General features: G+C 73.0%; 13 protein-coding genes. 3 read left to right on the top strand and 10 right to left on the bottom strand.

Translation table 11 applies throughout. The features are described 5' to 3' along the window. Positions 1 to 4: 4 nt before the first annotated feature. From ACFVU7_RS03870 to ACFVU7_RS03880, 3 genes are all read right to left on the bottom strand, one after another. On the bottom strand, positions 5 to 874 hold the full coding sequence (locus ACFVU7_RS03870; protein ID WP_049648973.1) for a RimK family alpha-L-glutamate ligase: 870 nt from the start codon (positions 872 to 874) through the stop codon (positions 5 to 7). Next, the gene (locus tag ACFVU7_RS03875; RefSeq protein ID WP_049648974.1) at positions 871 to 1,059 is read right to left on the bottom strand and encodes a lysine biosynthesis protein LysW; all 189 of its coding nucleotides are present in this window, start codon (positions 1,057 to 1,059) and stop codon (positions 871 to 873) included. The genes ACFVU7_RS03870 and ACFVU7_RS03875 overlap by 4 nt, the downstream gene beginning before the upstream one ends. Positions 1,060 to 1,175: 116 nt before the next feature. After that, positions 1,176 to 1,334 carry a hypothetical protein gene (locus ACFVU7_RS03880; protein WP_158077651.1) on the bottom strand — a complete coding sequence of 53 codons (159 nt, stop codon included), beginning with the start codon at positions 1,332 to 1,334 and terminating at the stop codon, positions 1,176 to 1,178. Between the two features lie 138 nt (positions 1,335 to 1,472). Here ACFVU7_RS03880 and ACFVU7_RS03885 point away from each other — a divergent pair, with 138 nt between their 5' ends. Further along, entirely contained in the window at positions 1,473 to 2,519 is a 1,047-nt protein-coding gene (locus ACFVU7_RS03885) for a LuxR C-terminal-related transcriptional regulator (protein ID WP_074000674.1), read from the top strand. Positions 2,520 to 2,576: 57 nt separating this feature from the next. On the opposite strand, the gene ACFVU7_RS03890 is transcribed toward ACFVU7_RS03885, so the two are convergent. Continuing rightward, on the bottom strand, positions 2,577 to 3,884 hold the full coding sequence (locus ACFVU7_RS03890) for a glycoside hydrolase family 18 protein (RefSeq protein ID WP_074000673.1): 1,308 nt from the start codon (positions 3,882 to 3,884) through the stop codon (positions 2,577 to 2,579). 191 nt (positions 3,885 to 4,075) lie between these two features. After that, on the bottom strand, positions 4,076 to 6,721 hold the full coding sequence (gene acnA, locus ACFVU7_RS03895) for an aconitate hydratase AcnA (protein ID WP_049648977.1): 2,646 nt from the start codon (positions 6,719 to 6,721) through the stop codon (positions 4,076 to 4,078). A gap of 626 nt (positions 6,722 to 7,347) precedes the next feature. Here acnA and ACFVU7_RS03900 point away from each other — a divergent pair. After that, positions 7,348 to 7,881, top strand: a complete 534-nt coding sequence (locus ACFVU7_RS03900) for a superoxide dismutase family protein (RefSeq protein WP_388044123.1) — start codon at positions 7,348 to 7,350, stop codon at positions 7,879 to 7,881. A gap of 55 nt (positions 7,882 to 7,936) precedes the next feature. Here ACFVU7_RS03900 and argF read toward each other — a convergent pair whose 3' ends face one another. From argF to ACFVU7_RS03915, 3 genes are all read right to left on the bottom strand, one after another. After that, on the bottom strand, positions 7,937 to 8,938 hold the full coding sequence (gene argF, locus ACFVU7_RS03905; RefSeq protein ID WP_049648979.1) for an ornithine carbamoyltransferase: 1,002 nt from the start codon (positions 8,936 to 8,938) through the stop codon (positions 7,937 to 7,939). Between the two features lie 175 nt (positions 8,939 to 9,113). Beyond that, complete coding sequence (locus ACFVU7_RS03910; protein WP_388044125.1) at positions 9,114 to 11,846, bottom strand: polynucleotide kinase-phosphatase; 2,733 nt, start codon at positions 11,844 to 11,846, stop codon at positions 9,114 to 9,116. Next, a complete protein-coding gene (locus tag ACFVU7_RS03915) occupies positions 11,843 to 13,420 on the bottom strand; it encodes a 3' terminal RNA ribose 2'-O-methyltransferase Hen1 (RefSeq protein ID WP_388044127.1) in 1,578 nt (525 codons plus the stop codon). Before ACFVU7_RS03915 ends, ACFVU7_RS03910 begins: the two co-directional genes overlap by 4 nt. Before the next feature lie 141 nt (positions 13,421 to 13,561). Between ACFVU7_RS03915 and dapD the strand changes: the two genes are divergently transcribed. Further along, on the top strand, positions 13,562 to 14,566 hold the full coding sequence (gene dapD, locus ACFVU7_RS03920; protein WP_049648981.1) for a 2,3,4,5-tetrahydropyridine-2,6-dicarboxylate N-succinyltransferase: 1,005 nt from the start codon (positions 13,562 to 13,564) through the stop codon (positions 14,564 to 14,566). A gap of 167 nt (positions 14,567 to 14,733) precedes the next feature. On the opposite strand, the gene ACFVU7_RS03925 is transcribed toward dapD, so the two are convergent. Both ACFVU7_RS03925 and helR read right to left on the bottom strand, forming a co-directional pair. Beyond that, entirely contained in the window at positions 14,734 to 15,033 is a 300-nt protein-coding gene (locus ACFVU7_RS03925; RefSeq protein ID WP_388044129.1) for a DUF6087 family protein, read from the bottom strand. A 149-nt stretch (positions 15,034 to 15,182) separates the two neighbouring features. Beyond that, on the bottom strand, positions 15,183 to 17,339 hold the full coding sequence (gene helR / locus ACFVU7_RS03930; protein ID WP_388044131.1) for an RNA polymerase recycling motor ATPase HelR: 2,157 nt from the start codon (positions 17,337 to 17,339) through the stop codon (positions 15,183 to 15,185). Positions 17,340 to 17,741 lie beyond the last annotated feature (402 nt).

Genomic DNA, 17,741 nt, shown 5'->3' on the forward strand with positions numbered 1-17,741 from the left:
CGGGTCACACGGCCGCGGCCGTCAGCTGCCCCGCCACGTAGGAGGCGAGGTGGCCGGCGACGTTCACTCCGTGCAGGGCGGAGGAGCGGGCGAATTCGGGGTTGGCGTTCACTTCCAGGACGAGCAGGTCACCGGTGGTCCGGTCCTCCACCAGGTCGACCCCGTAGAAGCCGGGGCCGAGCACGTCGACGATCTGGACGCAGAGCTTCTCCATCTCCGGGGTGATGTCGACGCGCCGCACCTCGGCGCCGAGGTGGGTGTTGGTGCGCCAGTCGTCCGAGACCCGTTGGATCGCCACGACCGGGGTGGTCCCGACGACGACCACGCGCAGGTCGTGGCCGGGCTTGTCGATGTACTCCTGCACGATGACGGGGAAGAGCTTCCCCGCGGCGTCGACGGACTCGCGCCCGGCGGCCCAGGCCTCCAGGCACGCGGCGTCCGCGAGCTTGGTGACACCGCGCCCCCAGGAGCCGCTGACCGGCTTGACCACCGCCGGCATGCCCAGCTCGGCGACGATCGCGCGCACCTGGTCGTAGCTGAAGGCGTGCCGGGTGTGCGGGTGGGGGATGCCGTGCCGGGCGAAGAGCAGGGCCTGCAGGCCCTTGTCGTTGCAGGTCTCGATGGTCGACGCCCGGTTGAGGGTGGTGATCCCGGCGTGTTCCAGGCGGCACGAGACGCTGATCGCGTCCCGGTGCGAGAGGTTGCGGATCAGGGCCAGGGCCGGCGGGTCGGTACGACCCGCCACCACGTCGGCCAGATCCTCCATGAGCAGTGGAGTCGCTGTCAGACCCTCCCCGCGCAACGCCCCGAGGAGGAGTTTCTCCTCGGGGCGCAGCATGGTGGCCGACAGCAGGACGCGGCCGGAGGAGGTCACTCGCCCCAGTCCTCTTCCACCTCGGGGGCCAGGTCGAGGCGGACGCCGGCCTCGGACTTCTCGACGACCTCGTGCTCCTGGCCGCAGGCCGCGCACTCGGTCACCTCGCCCCGCTCCCAGGCCTCGTCGACCTCGAAGTCGGTGTCGCACACCAGGCATTTCGGTACGGCAATCGCAGCGGTCATTTCTCTCTCCTTCTGAATGTCGGCGCGCCGATATCCGCGAAACGTGATTCGCAGCACTCCCGCAGGTCGGCGGATCGGCGCTACTGTCCAGGGGTGGCGGATTCCCACCCGGCCGATCAGGCCCAGCCGGGGTCGCCCGGCAGGAGCGCCACGTCGCTGGCGGCAGCGGTGGGGGCGCTGCTGGGGGCGTCCGGCGCGGCGGAAACGACGATCACCGCGACGGCGGCCATAACGAAGGACGCGAGGATTCGACCCGGGAACCGCATGATCTTCATTTCCACCCCTAGATAGACCTATCCGTTCGTGCTGGGGGGTTTCCCCGCACACAGAGAGAATGCCTGGGAATGGGTCCTTGCCAGAAGAGATCCGATGGCTCAGGATCGTGCACTGCAAGATTCCGAAGGGGGTGGCACATGTGCGACATATCGGACGTCAGTGGCCCGGAGGCCCACCCCGGGCCCTGTGACGAGGGGATCACGTTCTACCGCAAGGCCGTCCTGCTGGGGAGGGCCCCGACGGCGGAGCCGCCCGCCTGCCTGACCGAGCTGGGGCTGCTGACGGCGGCGCTGGGCGACCCCTCGGTCCTGGTGCCGGTCCCGCCCGAGGTCGCGACCACGGCGCTGCTGCACCCGATGGAGCAGCAGATCCTCGAACAGCAGCAGCAGGTGGCCGCGATCCGGACCGCCATGTCCCAGGTCGAGAGCGTCTACCGGACGCTGCGCCGGGAGGGCCGGGACAACGTCCAGCGGCTCAGCGGCGCGGCGGTCATCGCCGCCGCGGTGGCCGAGACGACCCAGGCGACCGAGCGGGAGCTGCTCACCGCGCACCCGGGCGGCAGCCGGCCGACCGACGTCCTCGCCAGATCGCTGGTCCTCGCCCTGGACGCGCAGAAGCGGGGCGTCCGCCAGCGCACGCTCTACCAGCACTCCGTCCGGGCGCACTACCCGACGCTGGACTACATCAAGGCCGTCACCGAGGCCGGCATCGAGGTGCGGACCGTCGACGAGGTCTTCGACCGGCTCATCATCTGCGACCGCTCGGTGGCGTTCATCCCCGACAAGGAGCTCGAGCACCACAACCACGCGCTCAAGGTCACCGACCCCGGCGTGGTGCACTTCCTGGCCTCGGTCTTCGAGCACGCCTGGGAGCGGGCCGCGCCGGTCGTCTACGAGAGCGACCAGCAGCGCCCGCCGCTGCTCACCGACGAGACCCGGCTGCGGGTGCTCCAGCTCATGGTGGACGGCTACACGGACGCCGCGATCGCCAGCCGGCTCGGCATCAGCTCACGGACCGTGGCGAGCCACCTCAAGCGGGTGTCGGAGATCCTCGGCAGCAACAGCCGGGCCCAGCTCGCCTACCTGACGGCGCAGAGCGGCATCCTGGACGGCTCCCCGCCGCCCGCCCGGCAGCCCCGGGGCCCGCACGAGCAGCCGGCCGGGCCGACCGGCCCCACGGCGTAGCAGGGCCCGCCGCGGGGGCGTCCGCGGCGGGCCCTGGGTACGGGGCGGGGGGAGCGGTCAGTCGCGGCTCAGGCCGCGGTCCAGCGCGGCGATCGCGCTGCCCCGGGCGTCGTCGCCGTCCAGCGACCAGACCATCACCCCGGCCAGGTCGTTCCAGCGCGTGTACCGCGCCTTCTGGGTGAGCACCTCGGCGGTGTCGTAGCTGTAGAACGTGGTGCCGTCGTACTTCCAGGACGCGCCGTGGTCGCGGTCCAGGTAGACCTTGCCCGGCAGCGCGTTGATCTCCTGGTACGAGTGGTCGGGCGCGGACGCGGTGGCGCTCTGGAAGAGGCCGCCGCGCTTGCCGGGGGCGACGCCGGTCCAGCCGTGGCCGTACAGCGGGGCGCCGAGGACCAGCTGCTCGGCGGGCAGGCCGCGCTCCTGGTAGTGGTCGGCGGCCTGGTCGGCACTGCGCCGGCGCGGGTCCGGGTCGGCCGGGTCGGAGTACAGCGGGGCCTGGTGGTTGGCCGGCCCCTTGCCCTCCCACGGGCCGTGCAGGTCGTAGGTCATCAGGTTCAGCCAGTCCACCGACTCGCTCAGCTGCGGCAGTTCGAGCCGGTCGGCGACCGTCTCGTTGGCGGCCACGGCGGCGGTCAGCAGGTACTTCTTGCCCTTCCGGCCGCTCAGCGCGTCCAGCTGGTCGCGGAACTCCTGCATCAGCAGCGTGAAGTTGTGCCCGTCCTCGGGGCGGACCACGTTGCCCGCGTCCCCGCCGCCGCCCGGGTACTCCCAGTCGATGTCGATGCCGTCGAAGACGCCCGCGGCGGCGCCCTTGCCGCCCTCCGGGGAGTCCGCCAGGACCGGCAGGTCGCCCTTGACGTAGAGGTCGATGCAGGAGGAGACGAACTTCTTGCGGGCCTCGTCGGTGGCGGCCGCGTCGGAGAAGTACTTGGACCAGGACCAGCCGCCCAGCGAGATGACCGTGCGCAGCTGGGGGTTCTTCGCCTTGAGCTTGCGCAGCTGGTTGAGGTGGCCCTTCAGCTTCTGGCCCGGGGCGTCGGCCACGCCGTCCACCGACTCGGCGGCGGAGAAGGAGCGCTGGTAGTCGTTGCGGGCGTCGCCCTGGCCGGCCTCGTTGCTCTCGAAGCAGGTGCCCTCGGCGGAGACGTTGCCGAAGGCGTAGTTGATGACGGTGAGCCTGGCCGCCTGGCCGGACTCCTGGACCCTCTTCGCGGAGCTGTCGGCGCCCCACTGGGTGAAGTAGCCGACCCGTTGGCCCTTCAGCTTCGGGCCGTGCCGTCCGTCGGCGGCGTTGGCGGTGGCGGGGGCGGCGAGCAGCGCGGCGACGGTGGCGGCGGCGAGCAGGGCTGAGGCGCGAGTGGGCATACCGGACCTGTTCTCTGAAGCGGCGTCAAATGGTCTGGACCAGATGGCACAGAGGTTTAGTCCATCCGCCGTTCACCGCACAAGGGGGCGACCGCAACCGGCGCAGTATGCAAAAAGCTGGTGCGAGAAGCCGTCGCAAAAAGAGAAGGCCGGACCGCGGGATGCGGTCCGGCCTCCTCAGAGGCTCATGCTCAGCCGATCAGCGAGCGCAGCACGTACTGCAGGATGCCGCCGTTGCGGTAGTAGTCCGCCTCACCGGGGGTGTCGATGCGGACGACCGCGTCGAACTCCTTGTCACCGGCCTTGACCTTGACGGTCTTCGGGGTGCGGCCCTCGTTGAGCTCGGTCACGCCGGTGAAGGAGAAGGTCTCCTCGCCGGTCAGGCCGAGGGACTCGGCGTTCTCGCCCTCCGGGAACTGCAACGGCAGGACGCCCATGCCGATCAGGTTCGAGCGGTGGATGCGCTCGTACGACTCGGCGATGACGGCCTTGACGCCCAGCAGCGCGGTGCCCTTGGCGGCCCAGTCGCGGGACGAGCCGGAGCCGTACTCCTTGCCGGCCAGGACGACCAGCGGGACGCCGGCGGCCTGGTAGTTCTGCGAGGCGTCGTAGATGAACGACACCGGCGCGTCGGCCTGGGTGAAGTCGCGGGTGTAGCCGCCCTCGGTGCCCGGCGCGATCTGGTTGCGCAGGCGGATGTTGGCGAAGGTGCCGCGGATCATCACCTCGTGGTTGCCACGACGGGAACCGTAGGAGTTGAAGTCGCGCTTCTCGACACCGTTGGCGGTCAGGTACTGCGCCGCCGGGGTGCCCGGCTTGATGTTGCCGGCCGGGGAGATGTGGTCGGTGGTGACCGAGTCGCCCAGCTTGGCCAGGACGCGGGCGCCGGCGATGTCGGTCACCGGGCTCGGGGTCTTGGCCATGCCCTCGAAGTACGGGGGCTTGCGGACGTAGGTGGACTCGGCGTCCCACTCGAAGGTGTTGCCGGTCGGGACCGGGAGCGACTGCCAGCGGTGGTCGCCGGCGAAGACGTCCTGGTAGCCCTTGTCGAACATGGCCTCGTCGATGGAGCCGGCGACGGTGTCGGCGACCTCCTGCTCCGACGGCCAGATGTCGGCGAGGAACACGTCGTTGCCGTCGGCGTCCTGGCCCAGGGCGTCCCGGGTGATGTCGATGTTCATGTTGCCGGCGAGGGCGTAGGCGACCACCAGCGGCGGGGAGGCCAGGTAGTTCATCTTGACGTCCGGGTTGATCCGGCCCTCGAAGTTGCGGTTGCCGGACAGCACCGAGACGACCGCGAGGTCGGCCTCGTTGACGGCGGCCGAGACCTCCTCGGGCAGCGGGCCCGAGTTGCCGATGCAGGTGACGCAGCCGTAGCCGACCAGGTTGAAGCCCAGCTTCTCCATGTACGGGAGCAGGCCGGCCTTCTCGTAGTAGTCCATGACGACCTTGGAGCCCGGCGCCAGGGTGGTCTTGACCCAGGGCTTGACGTGCAGGCCCTTCTCCACGGCCTTCTTCGCCAGCAGGGCGGCGCCCAGCATGACGGAGGGGTTGGAGGTGTTGGTGCAGGAGGTGATCGAGGCGATCACGACCGCGCCGTTGTCGATCTCGTAGGACGAGCCGTCGGGGGCGGTGACGGCGGTCGGCTTCGAGGCCTCGGCGGAGTAGGTCGGCAGCGCCTCGGCGAACCGCTCGGCGGCCTCGGCCAGGATCACGCGGTCCTGCGGGCGCTTCGGGCCGGAGATCGACGGGACGACGGTGGAGACGTCCAGCTCGAGGTACTCGGAGTAGACCGGCTCGTGCGACGGGTTGTGCCAGAGACCCTGCTCCTTGGCGTACGCCTCGACCAGGGCGAGCTGCTGCTCGTCGCGGCCGGTGAGCTTCAGGTAGTTGATGGTCTCGGCGTCGATCGGGAAGATCGCGCAGGTCGAGCCGAACTCCGGCGACATGTTGCCGATGGTGGCGCGGTTGGCCAGCGGGATGGAGCCGATGCCGTCGCCGTAGAACTCGACGAACTTGCCGACCACACCGTGCTTGCGCAGCATCTCGGTGATGGTGAGCACCAGGTCGGTGGCGGTGGTGCCGGCCGGCAGCTCGCCGGTCAGCTTGAAGCCGACGACGCGCGGGATCAGCATGGAGACCGGCTGGCCGAGCATCGCGGCCTCGGCCTCGATGCCGCCGACGCCCCAGCCCAGCACGCCCAGGCCGTTGACCATGGTGGTGTGCGAGTCGGTGCCGACGCAGGTGTCCGGGTAGGCCTGGCCGCCGCGGACCATGACGGTGCGGGCCAGGTGCTCGATGTTCACCTGGTGGACGATGCCGGTGCCCGGCGGGACGACCTTGAACTCGTCGAAGGCGGTCTGGCCCCAGCGCAGGAACTGGTAGCGCTCCTTGTTGCGGCCGTACTCGATCTCGACGTTCTGGGTGAACGCGTCCTTGGTGCCGAACTTGTCGGCGATGACCGAGTGGTCGATGACCAGCTCGGCCGGGGCCAGCGGGTTGATCTTGGCCGGGTCGCCGCCCAGCTCCTTGACGGCCTCACGCATGGTGGCGAGGTCGACCACGCACGGCACACCGGTGAAGTCCTGCATGATCACGCGGGCCGGGGTGAACTGGATCTCCTGGCTCGGCTGGGCGTTCTCGTCCCAGTTGCCGAGGGCGCGGATGTGGTCGGCGGTGATGTTCGCGCCGTCCTCCGTGCGGAGCAGGTTCTCCAGCAGCACCTTGAGGCTGTACGGCAGCCGAGCGGAACCCTCGACGGCGGAGAGCTTGAAGATCTCGTACGACTCGTCGCCCACCTGCAGCGAGCTGCGGGCGTCGAAGCTGTTCGCGGACACGACTGACTCCTTCTGGGTGCTTCGTGCGGTATCCGGCCGTCACGCGGTGGTAAGGTCAGCCTTACTTAGGCTTGCCTTGCCCGCATCGCCGGCGAGCGCCTCTCGGCAAGTATCTTGATGTCGAGATATATCCTAGGCGGCAGTTATCTCGATGTCGAGATAAACCATAGTGCATGCCTCGGCACACCGATCGTCCGGGCCGCACCGCTCGCGCTCCGGCCCCTTCGGCCGGACCGCACCGGCCACGACGGCGGCCGCCGTCAGCGGCACCACCACTAGCTCACCACCGGAACCGCCGGTCGGCGAGGGGGCGGCGTCGGCCGGCGGGGCCGTCCACACTCTTTCCCCTCTGTTCGCGCCCGGTTCGCGTCCGGACCCGGTTCACCCCCGCGCCCGGGCCCGGGCGGGTGTGGCGGCTCGCCCGCACGGGGTCCGGTCGGGGTCCGGTGCGGGGTCTGGCGCGGGGTCCGGTGCGGGGTCCGGTCTGGGTCCGGCGCGGGCCGTCCGCCTGACGCACCGAGGCCCCGGGAGCCCGGAGCGGTGTCCTCCGGGCCGGAGCGGTGTCCTCCGGGCCGGGGCGCCGTTAGCAGGGGGACCCGTCGCCCCGCCCCCGGAAGGCCCGACCGATGACCGCTCCGCTCGCCGCCGCCCTGCTGCCGCTGGCCCTGCTCGCCCCCGCCGCCTCACCGGTCTCGGTCGTCGAGGCCGACTTCGACCCGGCCACCGCCTTCGTCCCCCCGGCGGCGATCAGCTACGCGAGCGACCTGGTGCCGTACGGCGCCCACGTCCGGATCGTCACCGACCGCTCGGTACCCGGGCGGACGGTGCTCACCCTGAAGGCCTCCGGACTCGCCCCCGGCCACGAGTTCCCCGCACACCTGCACACCGGTCGCTGCGGGGCCGACCCGGCCTCCTCCGGGCCGCACTACCAGGACGAGGTCGACCCGGTGCAGCCGTCCACCGACCCGGCGTACGCCAACGAGCGCAACGAGCTGCGGCTGGCGCTGCGCACCGACGGGCGGGGCCGGGGCAGCGCCACCACCGTGGTGGGCTGGCAGCCGCGACCGGGCGAGGCGCGCTCGCTGGTGCTGCACGCGGGCACCCCGGCCGGCCCGCACGCGGCGGGCGACCGGGCGGCCTGCGTCAGGCTGGACGGCTGAGCCGCGCGGCCGCCGGGGCGGGCGCTCAGGAGCCGGCGCCTCAGGAGCCGGTACCTCAGGAGCCGAGGGTGGCGACCAGCACCGCCTTGATGGTGTGCAGCCGGTTCTCGGCCTGGTCGAACACGATGGAGTGGGCCGACTCGAACAGCTCGTCGGTGCACTCCAGCTCGGTCATGCCGGTCGCCTCGTGCATCTGCCGCCCGACCGCCGTGCCGAGGTCGTGGAAGGCCGGCAGGCAGTGCAGGAACTTCACGTCCGGGTTGCCGGTGGCCCGGACGGTGTCCATGGAGACCTGGTACGGCTTGAGCAGCTCGATCCGCTCGGCCCAGACCTCCTTGGGCTCGCCCATCGAGACCCAGACGTCGGTGTAGAGGAAGTCGGCGCCGGCCACGCCCTCGGCCACGTCCTCGGTCAGGGTGATCCGGGCGCCGGTCGTCCCGGCCAGGGCCTTCGCCGACTCCTGCACCTCCTCGGTCGGCCAGAGCGCGCGCGGGGCGACGATCCGGATGTCCATGCCGAGCAGGGCGCCGGTGATCAGCAGCGAGTTGCCCATGTTGGAGCGGGCGTCGCCGAGGTAGGCGAGCGCGACCTCCGGCAGCGGCTTGGCGGTGTGCTCGGTGACGGTGAGCACGTCGGCCAGCATCTGGGTGGGGTGCCACTCGTCGGTCAGGCCGTTCCAGACCGGGACGCCGGCGAACTCGGCCAGCTCCTCGACGATCTCCTGGCCGTGGCCGCGGTACTCGATGCCGTCGAACATCCGGCCGAGCACCCGGGCGGTGTCCTTGACGGACTCCTTGTGGCCGATCTGCGAGCCCGCCGGGTCCAGGTAGGTGGTGGTGGCGCCCTGGTCGTGGGCGGCGACCTCGAAGGCGCAGCGGGTGCGGGTGGAGGTCTTCTCGAAGATCAGCGCGATGTTCTTGCCGCGCAGCCGGGGCTGCTCGGTGCCCGCGTACTTCGCCGCCTTGAGCGTGGCGGCGAGGTCCACCAGGAAGCGGAACTCCTGGGGCGTGAAGTCGAGCTCCTTGAGGAAGTGCCTGTTCCGGAGGTTGAAGGCCATGCCGGGCTCCTGGGGTGACGGGACTGACGGACTGCGGAAAGCGGCAAGTCTATACGATACTCGGAATTTATATACGGATGCTGGGCGGAGGAGGGGCGCCCACGGGGGCTCCGTCGGTTCCGTGGGCCCCCTACTCGTGGGCTCCGTGGGCTCCCCGCCTCCGCCTCCGCCTCCGTCACAGCCGCGGGTCGACCGGCTCCGACTCCAGCGCGAGCACCGCGAAGACCGGCTCGTGCACCCGCCACAGCGGCTCCCCCGCCGCCAGCCGGTCCAGCGCCTCCAGGCCCAGCGCGTACTCGCGCAGCGCCAGCGAGCGCTTGTGGCCCAGCGCGCGCAGGCGCAGCCGGTCGAGGTGCTCGGTGTAGTCCGGGCCGTAGACGATCCGCAGGTACTCCCGGCCGCGCACCTTCACCCCGGGCTGCACCAGGCCGCCCGGCCGGCCCTTGCCGCGCGCCGTGCGCACCGGCGAGACCAGCGGCTTCACCACCATGCCCTCGCCGCCCGCCTCGGTCAGTTCCTCCCACCAGGCGGTGGCGGCGGCCATCGAGGCCTCGTCCTCGGTGTCCACCAGGATCCGGCGGGTGCGCTGCAGCAGGGGCTCCTTGCGGCGCTCCGGCTCCTCCGTGCCGGTCCCCTCGGCCGGGCCGGCGGTGCCGGTCCCGTCGATCCCGTCGGTCTCGTCGGTCTCGTCGGTCTCGTCGGTCTCGTCGGTCTCGTCGGCGGCGGCCAGGCGGTCGATCCAGGCCAGGTGTTCGTCGTGCGGGCGCACCGCGAGGTTCGCCCCCTCGGCCGCGAGCAGCTGGAACGGCGCGAGCCGGATGCCCGACAGGCCCTCGGTCGGCCAGCAGTAGCGCCGGTACGCCTCGGTGAACGCCCGCGCGTCGGCCGCGCGCTGCCGCTGGCGGTCGGTCAGCCGGGCCAGGTCCAGGCCGCGCCCGGCCGCCCGCTCCAGCGCGGACAGCACCTCCGGCAGGGCGGCGCCCGCCGCCGCGCCGACCGCCGCGTACTGGCGGCGCAGCAGCTCCACCGCCTTCAGCGACCAGGGCATCAGCTCGGCATCCAGCAGCAGCCAGTCGGTGGCCAGCTCCTCGAACAGCCCGGCGCGCTCGGCGGCCGCCCGGACCCGGTCGAGCACGGCGCCGGTCAACTCCTCGTCGGCGAGGAAGGCGCGGCCGGTCCGGGTCCAGATCGCGCCGGGGCCGGCCACGCCGAAACGGCGCTCCAGCGCGGCCCCGTCCCGGGCCACCAGCAGCACCGCGCGCGAGCCCATGTGCTTCTCCTCGCAGACCAGGTGCCGCACGCCGTCCGCCCGGTAGCCGAGGAAGGCCTCCTCCGGGTGCTCCAGGTAGCCGTCCCGGCGGGACGTGGCGCTCGGTGCCATGGTCGGCGGCAGGTAGGCGAGCAGCCGCGGGTCCAGCGCGAAGCGGCTCATCACCTCCAGCGCGGCGGCCGCGTTCTCCTCCCGGACGGCCACCCGCCCGTGCAGCCCGGTCTCGACGGTCCGGCGCCCGGCCACGTCGCCGAGGTCCAGCGGACGGCCCTCGCGGGCGCCCGGCGCGTCGGTGATCAGCGGGCGCACCGGGGCGTACCACTCGCGCTCGGCCTCGACGCCCACCAGCTCGCGCTCCGGGTAGCGCAGCGCGGTCAGGCTGCCGCCGAAGACGCAGCCGGTGTCCAGGCAGACGGTGTTGTTGACGAAGCTCGCGGCCGGCACCGGGGTGTGGCCGTAGACCACCAGCGCCCGGCCCCGGTACTCCTCCGCCCACGGGTAGCGCACCGGCAGGCCGTACTCGTCGGTCTCGCCGGTGGTCTCCCCGTACAGCGCGTGCGAGCGGACCCGGCCGGAGTTGCGGCCGTGGTACCGCTCCGGCAGGCCTGCGTGGCAGACCACCAGGGCGCCGCCGTCCAGCAGGTAGTGGCTGACCAGGCCGCGCATGAACGCGCGGACCTCGGCCCGGAACTCCTCGCTCTCCCCCGCCAGCTGGTCCAGCGACTCCTGGAGGCCGTAGGCGACGTTGACCTTCTTGCCGTCCATCGCCCGGCCGAGCTTGTTCTCGTGGTTGCCCGGCACGCAGAGCGCGTGGCCGGCCGCCACCATGCCCATCACCAGGCGCAGCACGCCCGGGGTGTCGGGGCCGCGGTCGACCAGGTCGCCGACGAAGACGGCGGTGCGGCCCGCCGGGTGCACGGCGTCCACCGGGCGGCCCCCGGCGTCCCGGGTCAGGGTGTAGCCGAGCCGGGTCAGCAGGGTCTCCAGCTCGGAGCGGCAGCCGTGGATGTCGCCGACGATGTCGAACGGGCCGGTGAGGTGGCGCAGGTCGTTGTAGCGCTTCTCCAGCTCGATCCCGGCGGCCGCCACCTCGGCCTCGCCGCGCAGGACGTGCACCTTGCGGAAGCCCTCGCGCTCCAGCCCCCGGAGGGAGCGGCGCAGCTCCCGGTGCTGGCGGGGGACCACATGGGCCGGCAGCTGCCGGTCCGGGCGGGAGCGGTTGCGCTCGGCGCACACCCCCGGCGGGACGTCCAGGACGATCGCGATCGGCAGCACGTCGTGCTCGCGGGCGATCTCGACCAGCCGGCGGCGGGCCTCGGGCTGGACGTTGGTGGCGTCCACGACGGTCAGCCGGCCGGCCGCCAGGCGCTTGCCGACGATGTAGTACAGGACGTCGAAGGCCTCGGCGGAGGCGGACTGGTCGTTCTCGTCGTCGGCGACCAGGCCGCGGCAGAAGTCGGAGGAGACCACCTGGGTGGGCAGGAAGTGGCGGCGGGCGAAGGTGGACTTGCCCGCGCCGCTGGTGCCGACCAGGACGACGAGGGAGACGTCGGTGACGGGGAGGCGGCGGGGGGCGGTGCTCTCCGCGCGATCCTGGTCCCGGCTCTCGCCGGGGGTGTCGGTCGGGTCATCGGTCATCGGGGCTCGCCTCCTTCGGGCGTCGCGGTCGGGTCCGGCGCGGGGGTCGTGGTGGGTGTGGTGGGCGTCGCGGTCGCGGTGGGTGCTGTGGTCGCGGTGAACAGGGCCAGCTGGGTCGGGGCACCGACCTCCTCGTCCTCCGGGCCGACCGGGCGCAGCTCCACGGTGTAGCCGTACGCGGCCGCGACCTTCCCGGCCCAGGCCCGGAACTCGGCCCGGGACCACTCGAAGCGGTGGTCGGCGTGCCGGACAGCGCCCGCCGGCAGGCTCTCCCAGCGGACGTTGTACTCGGCGTTCGGCGTGGTGACCACGACCGCCGTCGGCCGGGCGGCGCCGAACACCGCGTACTCCAGCGCGGGCAGCCGCGGCAGGTCCAGGTGCTCGATCACCTCGCACAGCACCGCCGCGTCGAAGCCCTTGAGCCGGGCGTCGGTGTAGGTGAGCGCTCCCTGCGCCAGCGTCACCCGGGCCGCCTGACGCTCCGGCATCCGCTCCAGGCCCAGCCTGCGCCTCGCCGACCGCAGCGCCCGGGCGGAGACGTCCACGCCGAGGATTCCGGTGAACCGGGCGTCCTTGAGCAGTTCGCCGATCAACTCGCCCTGGCCGCAGCCGAGATCGGCGACGCGGGCGGCACCGGTCTCGCGCAGCGCGGCGAGGATCGCGGTGCGGCGCTGCTCGGCGAGCGAGGGCCGCCGGAGCTCCGGATCGTCCCGCACCTCCTCCTCGGACCGGTCGTCGACCGCGTTGTCGATCTCCTCGACCTCGCGGTCGTCGGCCTCCGCCAGCCGGGCCAGCTCCAGGCGCTCCATCGCGGCGCGGGTCAGCGACCAGCGCCGGGCCAGGTAGCGGCGGGTGATCAGGGCGCGCTCGGGGTGGGCCGCCAGCCAGCCCTGACCGGCCGCGAGCAGCTTGTCCACCTCGTCCGGGGCGACCCAGTAGTGCTTGGCGCCGTCCAGCACCGGCAGCAGCACGTACAGCTGCTGGAGCGCGTCGGCGAGCCGGACCGTCCCGGAGGAGAGCGCGATCCGGACGTAGCGGGACTCGCCCCACTCGGGGAACGACTCGTCCAGCGGGACCGCCGTCGCCTCGACCCGCCAGCCCAGCGGCTCGAACAGCCGGACCACCAGGGCCGGGCCGCCGCCCCCGCCCGCACCGTTCGCACCGTTCGCGGGCACGGCGGGCAGCTCGATCCGCAGCGGGCGGGCCCGCCCGGGCAGTTCGGGCCGGGCCGGGCAGTCGCCCTTCATCGCGGACCGGAACACCGTCCGCAGCGCCACCGCGAGCAGCGAGGAGGCGGCGTACGGGCGGTCGTTGACGTACTGGGCGAGCGCGAAGTCGGGCGAGCCGCCGCGCCCCCTGCCGTCGCCCCGGCCCTTGCGGACCAGCGCGATCGGGTCGACGTCCAGCAGCAGCGCCGCCGTGCAGACCTCGTCCCCCGCCTCGGGGTAGAAGACGTGGGCCTCACCGTGCGACGTGGTGAACCGCTGGACCTTGTCGGGGTGCTTGTGCAGCAGGAACCCGAGGTCCGTGGCCGGGTCCTCGGCGCTGCCGGTGGTGGAGATCGACATGAACACCCGCTGAAGTATTGCCCAGCGCCCGAACGCCGGGCACCGGGTTTTCCCGCCCCGCGGGCCGCCGACCGGCGCGTTCGCCGGGCGCGTCCGCCCGGTGGGCGTGTTCGGCACCGGGGCCCCGCATTGGTTAACGTGCACGGTGTGACTGCTGAATCCACCTCGCTCGAATCCACCTCCCCGGCGAACGGCGCCGTGGCCACCGGTCTGGCCACCATCGCCGCCGACGGCACCGTCCTCGACACCTGGTTCCCCGCCCCCGTGCTGGCCGCCGAGCCCGGCCCGGCCGGCACCGTCCGTCTGACCGCCGAGCAGGCCGAGGCCGAGCTCGGCGCCGGCGCGGCCGAGGCGCTGCGCGTCGACGCCCGCCGCGGCGTCGAGGTGGTCGCCGTGCGCACCACCATCGCCTCGCTGGACGAGAAGCCGCTCGACACCCACGACGTGTACCTGCGCCTGCACCTGCTCAGCCACCGCCTGGTCAAGCCGCACGGCCAGAACCTGGACGGCGTCTTCGGCCTGCTGGCCAACGTCGCCTGGACCAGCATCGGCCCCGTCCCGGTGGACAAGGTCGAGCAGGCCCGGCTCGCCGTGCGCGCCCAGGGCGGCCAGCTGGCCGTCTACGGGATCGACAAGTTCCCGCGGATGACCGACTACGTCGCCCCGACCGGTGTGCGCATCGCCCACGCCGACCGCGTCCGGCTCGGCGCCCACCTGGCCGTCGGCACCACCGTGATGCACGAGGGCTTCGTCAACTTCAACGCCGGCACGCTGGGCACCTCCATGGTCGAGGGCCGGATCAGCGCGGGCGTCGTCGTCGGCGACCACAGCGACATCGGCGGCGGCGCCTCGATCATGGGCACCCTGTCCGGCGGCGGCAAGCAGGTCGTCTCGGTCGGCGAGCGCTGCCTGCTCGGCGCCAACGCGGGCATCGGCATCTCGCTCGGCAGCGACTGCGTGGTCGAGGCCGGCCTGTACGTGACCGCCGGCACCCGGGTCACCACCCCGGACGGCACGGTGGCCAAGGCCGTCGAGCTGTCCGGCCAGGACAACCTGCTGTTCCGTCGCAACTCGCAGAGCGGCGCGGTCGAGGTCATCGCCCGCTCCGGCTCCTGGGGCGGCCTGAACGCCGACCTGCACGCCCACAACTGACCTCCGGTCGGAGGTCGTTGGGGTCCGGCGCCCGGGTGGCGCCGGACCCCGCCCGCTTCTCGGGGTCCGGTCGCCTCTCGGGGGCCGGTTACCGCCCGGGGTCCGGTTACAGCCCGGGGTCCCGTTACGGCCCGGCATCCGGGTCGCGGCCCGGGCCCGCGCGGGCCTCAGGGCTTGCGGTGGCGCCCCGGCGCCTTCCCCGGCCGCCGCGCCTGGCGCCCGGGCCGCGGCGCTCCCGCGCCCTCGGCCCCGTACAGGATCCGCTGGGCGGTGGCGTAGTCCTCGGCCACCGTCTCCGGCAGCCACTGGTAGCCGTCCCAGCGCACGATCAGCCTCGGTTCGCCCGGCAGCACATGGGCGCCCCGCTGCCGCCCGACCATGAGCCGTACGACCCGCAACTGCCCGACCGGCCGCAGCCGTTGCTCCCGCCTGGCCGCCCACGACGCCAGCGGTTCCTCCTCGTCCATCGCCCCAGTCTGGCCTCCCGACGCCGCCACCCGACACCTGCGTCACCCGACCGGGCGACGCGCGTTCCAGCCCCTCCGCTCCCTCCGTCCGCACCCCGCTCCCTTCGCCGTCTCTTCGCCGTCTCTTCCGACGCTTGACGCTTGACGCTTCACACGCTCCTGAGGACCACCAGCCGCTGGGTGGCCCTGGTCATCGCGACGTAGCGGTCGACCGCCCCCTCGACGCCCCCGCCGAACGCCTCCGGGTCGACCAGCACGACCAGGTCGAACTCCAGCCCCTTGGACAGCTCCGGGGTCAGCGACCGGACCCGCGGCCGCGCCTCGAAGCCGGGGGCACCGATCACGCAGGCGACCCCCTCGGCGTGCTCGGCGAGCCAGCCGTCCAGGACGGCGTCCAGCTCCGCCACCGACCCGTGCACGACGGGGATGCCGCTGCTGCGGACGGAGGTCGGCACGTTGGCGTCCGGCAGCGCGGCCCGGATCGCGGGCTCGGCCTCGGCCATGACCTCCTCCGGCGTCCGGTAGTTGATGCTCAGCGAGGCCACCGTGCTCCGGTCGAGCCCGATCCGCTCCAGCCGCTCCTGCCAGGACTCCGTGAACCCGTGCCTGGCCTGCGCCCGGTCCCCGACGATGGTGAAGCTCCGGGACGGGCAGCGCAGCAGCAGCATCTGCCACTCCACGTCGGTCAGCTCCTGGGCCTCGTCCACCACGATGTGCGCGAACGGCCCGGCGAGCGGCTCCGGGTCGGCGCCGGGCAGGGCCGTCTCGTCGACCAGGGTGTCCTGGAGGTCGCGCCCGCGCAGCATCGTCACCGCGCCCTCGCCGTCGTCGTCGGCCTGCAGCAGGTCGCCGATGACGTCGGCCATCCGCGCGCGCTCGGCGGCGGCCGCGGCCTCCCGACGGCGCCGGCGCCGGTCCGCCTCCGGATCGCCGAGCCGCTGCCGGGCCGCGTCCAGCAGCGGCAGGTCGGACACCGTCCAGGCCTGGGGCGCGTCCTTGCGCTGGAGCCTGCGGACCTCCTCGGGGGCGAGCCAGGGCGCGCACATCCGCAGGTAGGCGGGCACCGACCAGAGGTCGCCGACCAGGTCAGCCGCGTCGATCAGCGGCCAGGCCCGGTTGAGCGTCTCGGCCAGCTCCCGGTCCTGCCGCAGCGACCGGCGGAACAGTTCGGGCGAGACCCCCGCGTCCTCGTCCAGCTTGTCCATCAGGATCGTGGCCAGCTCCTCCCAGATCTGCTCGCGGGCCTCGTTGTGCGGGGTGCCCGGGTCCGGCGCGTCGAACGCGTCGGACCAGTCCTCGGCGCTCAGCCAGAGGTCGGCCCAGTGGGTGGTGACCTCCATCCCCTCGGCGGGCGGCTCCTCGTAGAACCGGACGGCCTTCTCGATCGCCCCCACCATGTCGGCCGAGGACTTCAGGCGGGCCGTCTCGGGGTCGCTCTCGGGCCCGGCCTTCGCCCCCTCTGCGACGAGGTCCCGCACGGTGCAGGTGCGCACCCCCTCCTCGCCGAGGCTGGGCAGGACGTCGGCGACGTAGGCCAGGTAGGGCTGGTGCGGGCCGACGAACAGCACGCCGCCGCGCCGGTGGCCGAGCCGGGGGTCGGAGTAGAGCAGGTACGCGGAGCGGTGCAGCGCGACGACCGTCTTCCCGGTGCCCGGGCCGCCGTCCACCACCAGGGCGCCCCGGGACCCCGCCCGGATGATCGCGTCCTGGTCGGCCTGGATGGTGGCCAGCACGTCCCGCATCCGGGCCGACCGGTTGCCGCCCAGGCTCGCGATGAACGCGGACTGGTCGTCCAGCGCGGCGTGCCCCTCCAGGGCCTCGGCGCTGAACACCTCGTCCCAGTAGTCGCCGATCCGGCCGCCGGTCCAGCGGTACCGGCGCCGGCTCACCAGGCCCATCGGGTCGGCGTGGGTGGCCCCGAAGAACGGCTCGGCCGCGGGCGAGCGCCAGTCGACCAGCAGTCGGCGCCCCCCACTGTCGGTGAGGCCGAGCCGCCCGATGTACACCGGCTCCGGGTCGTCCGCGTGGACGACCCGCCCGAGGCACAGGTCCAGGCCGAAGCGGCGCAGGGCGCGCAGCCGACCGGTCAGCTTGTGCACCTCGATGTCCCGGTCCATCGCCTCCCGGCCGAGGCCGCCCGGCGCGCGGCGCAGCGCGTCGAGGCGGTCGGACAGCTCCGCGATCGACTGCTCCAGGCTCTCCGCGACGGCCGCGAAGTGCCGCTCGTCCTCACCGATCAGCGCCGGGTCGGCCTTGGCGACGAGGCGGGCGGGCAGGTCGAACGCGCTGGTGGTGCGGCTGTTCATGGCATCAGCTCCGATCTGAGGCCTGCGATTGTGCGCCACCACGGGGGCCTTGCCGCAAGACCCCCCATGCGCTATACGTTGAGAGTGGCAAGGGGTGGGTTCTCCCCCGGCCAGTCTCCGGTTCGTCTCCTACTCGTCTCCGAATCATCCCCGGCTCCTTTCCGGGCGCGCTCGACCGCGCCGCGCTCCGCACCGCCGCTCACGCCCCCGCTCCGCGCCGCCCGGTCCACCCGCACCGTCCGCGCCGCTCAGGCTCCCCGGGCCGCGCCGCGCCTAGCCGAGGCGGCGCCGCGACGGCAACCCCGGCTCACCCGGGAGGCTTACCGCACAGCGGAGTTGGACCGCATCGGGTGGTGTCCGGGTGACGGCATCCGGACCGGTTCGTTGGGTGCTACGGCGGGG

The organism is Kitasatospora sp. NPDC058046, from assembly GCF_042885595.1.
In the GTDB taxonomy this organism is placed as follows: domain Bacteria; phylum Actinomycetota; class Actinomycetes; order Streptomycetales; family Streptomycetaceae; genus Kitasatospora.

What these genes read in the sequence shown, in the direction of transcription:
- ACFVU7_RS03875 (WP_049648974.1), bottom strand. Translation starts at nt 1,059, where the DNA reads ATGACCGCTGCGATTGCCGTACCGAAATGCCTGGTGTGCGACACCGAC.
- ACFVU7_RS03880 (WP_158077651.1), bottom strand. Translation starts at nt 1,334, where the DNA reads ATGAAGATCATGCGGTTCCCGGGTCGAATCCTCGCGTCCTTCGTTATG.
- ACFVU7_RS03885 (WP_074000674.1), top strand. Translation starts at nt 1,473, where the DNA reads ATGTGCGACATATCGGACGTCAGTGGCCCGGAGGCCCACCCCGGGCCC.
- ACFVU7_RS03890 (WP_074000673.1), bottom strand. Translation starts at nt 3,884, where the DNA reads ATGCCCACTCGCGCCTCAGCCCTGCTCGCCGCCGCCACCGTCGCCGCG.
- ACFVU7_RS03900 (WP_388044123.1), top strand. Translation starts at nt 7,348, where the DNA reads ATGACCGCTCCGCTCGCCGCCGCCCTGCTGCCGCTGGCCCTGCTCGCC.
- argF (WP_049648979.1), bottom strand. Translation starts at nt 8,938, where the DNA reads ATGGCCTTCAACCTCCGGAACAGGCACTTCCTCAAGGAGCTCGACTTC.
- ACFVU7_RS03910 (WP_388044125.1), bottom strand. Translation starts at nt 11,846, where the DNA reads ATGACCGATGACCCGACCGACACCCCCGGCGAGAGCCGGGACCAGGAT.
- ACFVU7_RS03925 (WP_388044129.1), bottom strand. Translation starts at nt 15,033, where the DNA reads ATGGACGAGGAGGAACCGCTGGCGTCGTGGGCGGCCAGGCGGGAGCAA.
- helR (WP_388044131.1), bottom strand. Translation starts at nt 17,339, where the DNA reads ATGAACAGCCGCACCACCAGCGCGTTCGACCTGCCCGCCCGCCTCGTC.